Below are 7,934 nucleotides of genomic sequence, written 5' to 3'. Positions count from 1 at the left end.
CAACAACATCCTCAAGCCCTCCGACGGGCGCCCCGTGACCATGCCCAGCCAGGACATGATCATCGGCACCTACTACCTCACCTCCGACCCCGACCCGGCGGTCGAGGTCGAGCGCGACGCCGAGGGCAACGAGATCGTCCCGGCCTTCTCCTCCTTCGCGGAGGCGGTCATGGCCTACGACTTCGGCAAGCTCCACGTCAATGCCGCCTGCGACATCCGCTTCGAGGAGGGCATCGCCGCACCCGAGGGCTGGCAGCCGCCCGAGGACTGGAGTGAGGGCGACCCGATCACCCTGCGCACCTCGCTGGGTCGGGCCCTGTTCAACACCTCGCTGCCCGAGACCTTCCCCTACGTCAACTACGTCGTGGACAAGAAGCAGCTGGGCAACATCGTCAACGCCCTGGCGGAGAACTACTCCCGCGTCGAGGTGGCCGCCTCCCTTGACGCCCTCAAGGCCAACGGCTTCTACTGGTCCACCTGGTCCGGCATCACCGTCGCCTTCGCTGACGTCGTCTCTCCGGCGGTCAAGCAGGAGATCCTCATCCGCTATGAGAACGAGGCCGCTGAGATCGAGGAGCAGTTCGAGCTCGGTGCCCTCACCGAGGACGACCGCTACGCCTCGCTCATCGACATCTGGACCAAGGCCACTGCTGAGGTCGCCGAGGCGATGCGCGAGAACTTCCCGCAGCGCAACACCGTCTACCAGATGGTAGTCTCCGGGGCCCGAGGCAACTGGGACCAGATCCGCCAGCTCGCCGGTATGCGCGGGCTGGTGGCCGACCCCAAGCAACGCCTCATTGAGCGCCCCATCAAGTCGAACTACCGCGAGGGCCTGAGCGTCCTGGAGTACTTCATCGCCACCCACGGCGCCCGTAAGGGGCTGGCGGACACGGCGCTGCGTACCGCGGACTCCGGCTACCTCACGCGTCGTCTGGTCGACGTCTCCCAGGACGTCATCGTCCGCGAGGAGGACTGCGGCACCCGTAAGGGCCTGACCAAGCGGATCTTCTCCTGGATCGAGGCCGGCGACGAGCTCATCAAGGAGCCCTCGGAGATCCTGGGCACCACCGTGTTCGGCACCACCCTGGCTCGCGACGCCATCGGTGCTGAGGGCAACATCGTCATCGAGGCCGGCACCGACCTTGGTGACGCTGAGATCCAGGCCGCCATCGACGCGGGCATCGAGGAGATCACGGTCCGCTCCGTGCTCACCTGCGACTCCAACGTCGGTACCTGCGCCGCCTGCTACGGCCGCTCGCTGGCCACCGGTAAGCGCGTCGACATCGGTGAGGCCGTCGGCATCATTGCCGCCCAGTCCATCGGCGAGCCCGGCACGCAGCTGACCATGCGTACCTTCCACACCGGTGGTGCGGCCGGCGCCGCCGACATCACCCAGGGTCTGCCCCGTGTTCAGGAGCTCTTCGAGGCCCGCACCCCCAAGGGCGAGGCCGCCGTGGCCGAGGCCGCCGGTACCCTCAAGATCGAGGACGACGCCGATGGCAAGCGCCTGGTCATCACCCGCGACGACGGCGAGGAGGACGTCATCGTCCCGGTCTCGCGCCGTCAGCGCCTGCTGGTGACCGATGACGACCACGTCGAGCCCGGTCAGGCCCTCACCGAGGGGCCGGTCGACCCCAAGAAGGTCCTGCGCCTGCGCTCGGTGGCCGCCACTCAGCGCCACCTCGTCGAAGAGGTCCAGGAGGTCTACCGCTCCCAGGGCGTGGACATCCACTCCAAGCACATCGAGGTCATCGTGCGCCAGATGCTGCGCCGCGTGACCGTGCTGGACTCCGGGGACACCCACCTCCTCCAGGGCGATCTGGTCGACGTCATGCACTACCGCGCCGAGAACCGCCGGGTCATGGCCGAGGGCGGTAAGACCGCCACCGGCCGGACCGAGCTCATGGGCATCACCAAGGCCTCGCTGGCCACGGACTCCTGGCTGAGCGCCGCCTCCTTCCAGGAGACCACCCGCGTGCTCACCGAGGCCGCCATGAACGGCAAGTCCGACCCGCTGCTGGGCCTCAAGGAGAACGTCATCCTCGGTAAGCTCATCCCCGCCGGTACGGGCCTGGCCCGCTACTCGGACATCGAGGTCGAGCCCACCGAGGAGGTCAAGGCCGAGGTCTTCTCCCGTGTGGACCTGGGGGACGGCGTCTTCGGCGAGTCCGTCGCCCTGGATGACTTCCACTTCGGCGGCGACCTGCGTGCGGACTTCTCCGACGACTTCCGCACCGGCTTCTCCAGCAGCGAGAACATCGAGTTCTGATCGAGTCCGCTCCTGGCCCACGCGGCCTGAGACTCGCATAGCGTCCGGCCCGCTCCCCGGTGGGGGAGGGGGCCGGACGCCGTTTCATAGGTGTGTGATGGGGGAGGGGCGGACCTCGGAGGTGGCTCAGTCGGTGAGCATGGTCTCGTGGACGCGGTCGATCCAGGCGAGCTTCTCCTCCAGGGAGGCACTGGCCGGGGTGTTGATCTTGAGGCCCTCGTAGGCCTGGGTGGAACCGGCCGCACGCATCGTGGCGGCCACCCGCTCCGGCGTGAGCCAGCTGGTCGGCTCGTGCTCGACCAGTGGCAGATGCGCGTCGGCCCACGCCCAGGCCCACTGGGTCTCATCAGGGCCTGCGCCCGAGATCATGACGCCGCCCAGCAGGCCAGCCTCGACGAGCTCGCGCACATGGCTCTCCGGAGTGGCCGGGTCGTGGGTCTCAATGACCGAGCGCCCCCAGTTGACGGTGATGAGCGCCGGGGTGTCCCGGCAGGCGGCGATCTCCTGGGACAGCGGTAGGAAGGCCTTCTCCGAGGGGCCCACGCCGCTCTCGGCGTCGCAGTGCTCCACGATCATTCCCAGGCTCCGGGAGGAGAAGTCCTCGGCCAGCTCGCTCAAGGAGGCGTGGAAGGCCTCGGCATCGGCCTGGTGATGGGGCGCCGAGTGCAGCTCCACCCGGGTGACGACCTGCTGGCCCGCAGCCTCGTGCAGGCGGTCGACTGCCTCCAGCAGTGAACGGGTGTAGGCCAGGGCCTGGTTGCGGCCGTCGTCGTCGGGAGAGGCCAGACCGAAGGCGGGGTCCGCTCCGGCGCGTCCCATGGTTCCCGGAATCGCCGTGACGACGCACTGAGTGAAGCGTCCCGCCAGCTGCTCGGCCAGCCATGGCGTGGGTGCGTCGAGCGCCTCCCGGAAGGGCAGCTCGATGCCGTCGACCCAGCCGAGGTCGGCCAGCGCGGTGTAAAGGGCGGCGGCCCCGCGCCGATCATCGTCGTCAGGGGGGAGCATGGGGTAGGCGCCGACGACGAACGGTACGGCGCGGCGTTCAGCGGGTTTCTCAGCCAAGTTCTCGGCGGGCTTCTCAGTCCGATTCTCTGAGGCGGCGGACATGTGGTCTCCTTGAGGTTCTGGGATCGTGCTACAATGCGCGATACATCAGACATCATATGACTGGAAGGCGTGATCGCGCACCGTCGCGCGCAGGCTGCACTTCACCGCATCAATCCGCCGGAAAGTCGATACTGTTCCTAGGGACTGCGCCCATGCTCTTCGACCTCACCGCCTCCGAGACCTCCTCTCCCCTGAGCATCGGCGAGCGCGACCTCGCCGCCCTGGCCGCCTGCGAGCGCGGCACCATCCTCCTCGACGTCGCCGTCCGGGCTGACGCCGCCCTCATGACGCTCACCGGCAGCAACGGGTGGATCTCGCTGTCTCTGCGCGGAGGCCGCCTCTATGGGGAGCAGCGCCTCGGCCCCAACCAGGCATCGCAGTCAGAGGTTGAGGCGGAGGCGGGCAACGACGTCGAGCAACGCCTTCTCGACGCCGAGGACGCCCTGGGTCTGGACGACGGACGCCCCCACACGATCGCCTTGACCGTCAACGAGACCGGAACCCACCTCTACGCCGACGGCTACGAGTGCTTCTCCACCACCCTGACCGCCTTCCTCGCCCAGATCGGCCTGACCGACGTGAGCATCGACCCCGACGGGATCGCGGAGGTGACACGCCTGGCCGCCTGGGCCGAGCCCCTCAGCGACCGCGCCGTCATGGCCCAGTCCCTGGCCGCCGCTCCGCTGGTGCAGTTCGCGGCCAGTGAGCTCTCCGCCCGAGACGCCCGCCGCACCGGCGCCCTGGCCGCCGGCGCCATCCGTGCCCTGTTCCGCACCCGAGGTCGGGGCCAGGCCGGCACGGTCATCGCCGCCTGCGGGCAGGTCGGCACCCTGCACCTCGACATTGACGCCGGGGGCCTGACCTACCGGGTCCTGCCCAGAGCCGCCTCGCCTGAGACCGGGCCCCTCATCGAGGTACGAGCCCCGGGCCACTGGGACGACGGGACCTGGCACGACGTCGTCGTGACCTCGGCGCGCGGCGCGGTGGAGATCCACGTCGACGGCTACCAGGTCGCCCACGCCCCCGGCGGCGCCTTCCTGGCCGACATCGCGCCGGTGGCCCGCGTGGTCGTGGGCGCGGACCTGGACGGCAAGCGTCTCTTCGGTGAGGCCCAGACCGCCATGATCTACGACGCCGGCCTCACCGACGCTCAGATCAAGCGGCTGGCCGGTGCGGCCCCGCTGCCTACGCGCGCCCTGTTCGACACCGGCTACCACGGCGCCGAGTCCTACCGGATCCCCTCCCTGCTCACCCTGGACAGCGGCGTCGTCCTGGCCGGCGCCGACCAGCGGGTCTCCATCCCCAACGACGCCCCCAACGACATCAACCTCGTCATGCGCCGCAGCCTCGACGGCGGGCAGACCTGGGAGGAGATGCGCACCCTGCTCTCACTGCCGGGAACCGGGGCGCTGGGAGCCTCTCTCATCGACTCCGTCCTGGTCCAGGACCGCTCCAGCGGACGCGTCATCTGCCTGGTCGACCAGTTCCCCGGCGGCATCGGCCAGCCCAACGCCGCCGTCGGCACCGGCTTCGACGCCCAGGGGCGCCGTGTGCTGCACAACCGCGCCGGAGAGCTGTTCGCCGTCGAGCTCGACGGCACCGTGGTGACCACCGCGGGCGAGCCCACCGACTACCGAGTCGTCCTGGGCGACGACGACGCCACTGGCGCCTGCACCGGCGACGTCCTCCTGGGCGGCGAGGCGGCCGGCAGCATCTACCTCGCCTACGAGCAGGCCCCCGAGGACTGCATCTTCCAGCACCGCGGCTCCCACCTGCTCATGATCACCTCCGACGACGACGGCGCCACCTGGTCCGAGCCGATCGACATCACCGCCCAGGTCAAGGCCGACTGGATGTGCTTCCTGGGCACCGGACCCGGCAACGCCATCCAGCTGACCGGACCGGAGCACTCCGGGCGCATCCTCGTCCCCGTCTACTACAGCCACGAGGCCGGCGGCACCGGCTTCCTGTCCTGCGCCGCCATCTACTCCGACGACGGCGGGATCACCTGGACCCTGGGCGCCTCGCCCAATGACGGGCGCGAGGTGCTGGGCGCGGTCGTCTCCTCGCGCGACCTGGCCGACGAGCGGGCCAGTCTGTACGAGTCCGTCCTGGTTGAAGGATCCGACGGCGCCGTGCACGTCTGGGCCCGTAACCAGCACCCCTCCGGGCGGGTCGCCCACGCCGTCTCCCGCGACGGCGGTGCCACCTGGGGAGCGGTCGACTATGACGAGCAGCTCCCCGAGATCTTCTCCCAGCCCAACGCCATCGCCGTCACCGGTGCCAATGACGTTGCCGGCATCGCCGACCCCGGCAGCAGGAGCATCGTCTTCGCCAACGCCTCCCAGATGCTGCCCTTCCGCGGCTGCGGCGTCATGCGCCTGAGCCACGACGACGGCGCCACCTGGCCCCACAACCGGGTCATCAACCCGCGCCACTACGTCTACCAGTGCATGGCCCAGCTTCCCGATGGCGACATCGCCCTGCTGTGGGAACGCGAGTGGCAGGGGCTGTTCCTCACCACGGTGCCGCTGGCCTGGCTGACGAGCTCGCGCTCAACGATCAGCTGAATCCCGCGTGCAGCCGCCCGATCCGGGCGCCGGGGCGTGGGCAGTGGGGGAGAATCGCCCCATGACGATCCCCTCGCCCTCAGCCTCCGCGGCAGCCTCCATGCCCCAGCCCGAGCAGGCGCCCGGTCCTGATGCGGCCGCGCGCCGCCCCGCGCCCCACGAGCTGCTGGGGCTGACCAGCCCCGCCTACGGCGGCGACTACAATCCCGAGCAGTGGGACGAGGCCACTCTCGCCGAGGACCTCGAGCTCATGGCCGAGGCCGGCGTCAACCTGGTCTCCTTAGGGATCTTCTCCTGGGCGCGCCTCGAGCCTCGTGAGGGCACCTACGAGCTCGACTGGCTGGTGGGGATCGTGGACCGTCTCCACGACGCCGGCATTGCCGTCGACCTGGCCACCGCCACCGCCTCGCCGCCCGTCTGGATGGCCACCGACCACCCCGAGTCCCTGCCGATGAACGCCGCTGGCGTGCGCCTGGGCCTCGGCTCGCGCCAGCAGTACTGCCCCAGCTCGACCGTCTACCGGGAGCGCTCCGCCGCCCTGGCCGGGGTGCTGGCCGAGCGTCTGGGGAGCCACCCCGGCGTCGTCATGTGGCACATCGGCAACGAGTACGGCTGCCACACGGCCGAGTGCTTCTGCTCCGCCTGCGCCCAGGCCTTCCGGGGCTGGCTGGCCGAGCGCTATGGCGACGTCGAGCGCCTCAACGCCGCCTGGGGCACCGACTTCTGGTCCCAGCGCTACACGAGTTTGGAACAGGTCGCCCCGCCGGCGGCCATGCCCACCTTTCACAACCCTGCTCAGCTCCTGGACTGGAGGCGCTTCAGCGATCACCAGCTGCGCAGCCTCATGGAGGCCGAGGCCCGCGTTCTGCGCGAGCACTCTGACCTGCCGGTGACCACCAACTTCATGGGAGGCTTCCCGGCCACCGACTACTGGCGCTGGGCCGAGTCGTTGGACATCATCTCCGACGACTCCTACCCCGACCCCGCCGACCCGGCCGCCGCGCATGAGGTCGCCTGGGCCGGTGACGTCATGCGCGGCCTGGCGGGTGGCCGCTCCTGGATCCTCATGGAGCAGGCCCCCAGCGCCGTCCAGTGGCGTGGGCGCAACTCGCCCAAGCGTCCAGGACAGCTCCTCCTGTGGTCGCTGGCGCGCGTGGCCCATGGCGCCGACGGCGTCCTGCAGTTCCAGTGGCGCCAGTCCCGCCGGGGCGCCGAGACCTTTCACTCCGGCATGGTCCCCCACGCCGGGCGCGCCAGCCGCACCTGGGACGAGGTGGTGTCCACCGGGCGGGCCCTGAAGCGGCTCGGGGCGGTCCTGGGCGAGCCGGTGCACGCCGAGGCGGCTGTCATCCTGGACTGGGAGAGCCAGTGGGCCATGAGCTCGATCATCGGGCCGGTCGGGTTCGGTGAGTGCTTCGAGACGGCCCGCGCCTGGCACCGCAGCCTGTGGGAGGCCGGGATCGCCACCGACATCGTCCCGGCGGGCGCCGATCCGGGAGCGGACCTGACCGGCTACCGCCTCATCATTGTTCCCGCCATCCTCATCGACTATCCCGGGCTCGCGCGGCGCCTGGAGCAGGCCGTGGCTGTGGGTACCCAGGTCGTTGTCGTAGGTCCCACCGGGGTTGTTGACGCCCACGCGGGTGCGGTCCTGGGCGGCTACCTGGGGTCGCTGAGGCCGCTGCTCGGGGTTCGGGTCACCGACCACGCCGCCCTGAGCGGACCGGTGAGTGACGACGACCCGCGAGGGACGCTCGTCAACCGCCTCAGCCGCGCCGTCGGGACCCCTGCCGCCGAGTCCTGGACGGGACTGGAGGCGGCCGGCGAGCCCTTGCGCCGGGTCCTGGACCGGATGGGCACCCCCACCCCCGACCTGCGCGCCGGTGGCTGGGCCGAGGAGGTCCGGGTCGACGAGGCGCCCGGCGGGATCGAAGCCGGGTGGGGCGGGGAACCGGTCGAGGTGGTGGCGGTCTTCGATGGCCGCGGCG

At 70.4% G+C, this 7,934-nt stretch carries 3 protein-coding genes and 1 pseudogene; 3 read left to right on the top strand and 1 reads right to left on the bottom strand.

What is annotated here, in order from left to right; genetic code table 11:
* Positions 1 to 2,269, top strand: a pseudogene (locus tag RWR81_RS11225) (DNA-directed RNA polymerase subunit beta'); the annotation flags it as partial.
* Positions 2,270 to 2,395: 126 nt separating this feature from the next.
* Here RWR81_RS11225 and RWR81_RS11220 read toward each other — a convergent pair.
* The gene (locus RWR81_RS11220; RefSeq protein ID WP_314457803.1) at positions 2,396 to 3,376 is read right to left on the bottom strand and encodes a DUF4862 family protein; all 981 of its coding nucleotides are present in this window, start codon (positions 3,374 to 3,376) and stop codon (positions 2,396 to 2,398) included.
* 152 nt (positions 3,377 to 3,528) lie between these two features.
* Between RWR81_RS11220 and RWR81_RS11215 the strand changes: the two genes are divergently transcribed.
* Positions 3,529 to 5,946: an exo-alpha-sialidase gene (locus RWR81_RS11215; RefSeq protein WP_314457802.1), complete on the top strand. Its 2,418-nt coding sequence runs from the start codon at positions 3,529 to 3,531 to the stop codon at positions 5,944 to 5,946.
* A 61-nt stretch (positions 5,947 to 6,007) separates the two neighbouring features.
* Positions 6,008 to 7,934, top strand: a 1,927-nt coding sequence (locus RWR81_RS11210; protein ID WP_314457801.1) for a beta-galactosidase, incomplete at its 3' end; no start/stop codon positions are given.

The organism is uncultured Actinomyces sp. (assembly GCF_963526355.1).
Lineage (GTDB): Bacteria > Actinomycetota > Actinomycetes > Actinomycetales > Actinomycetaceae > Actinomyces.
Note: the sequence above shows the minus strand (reverse complement) of the source record. Positions and strands in the feature narration are given on the sequence as shown.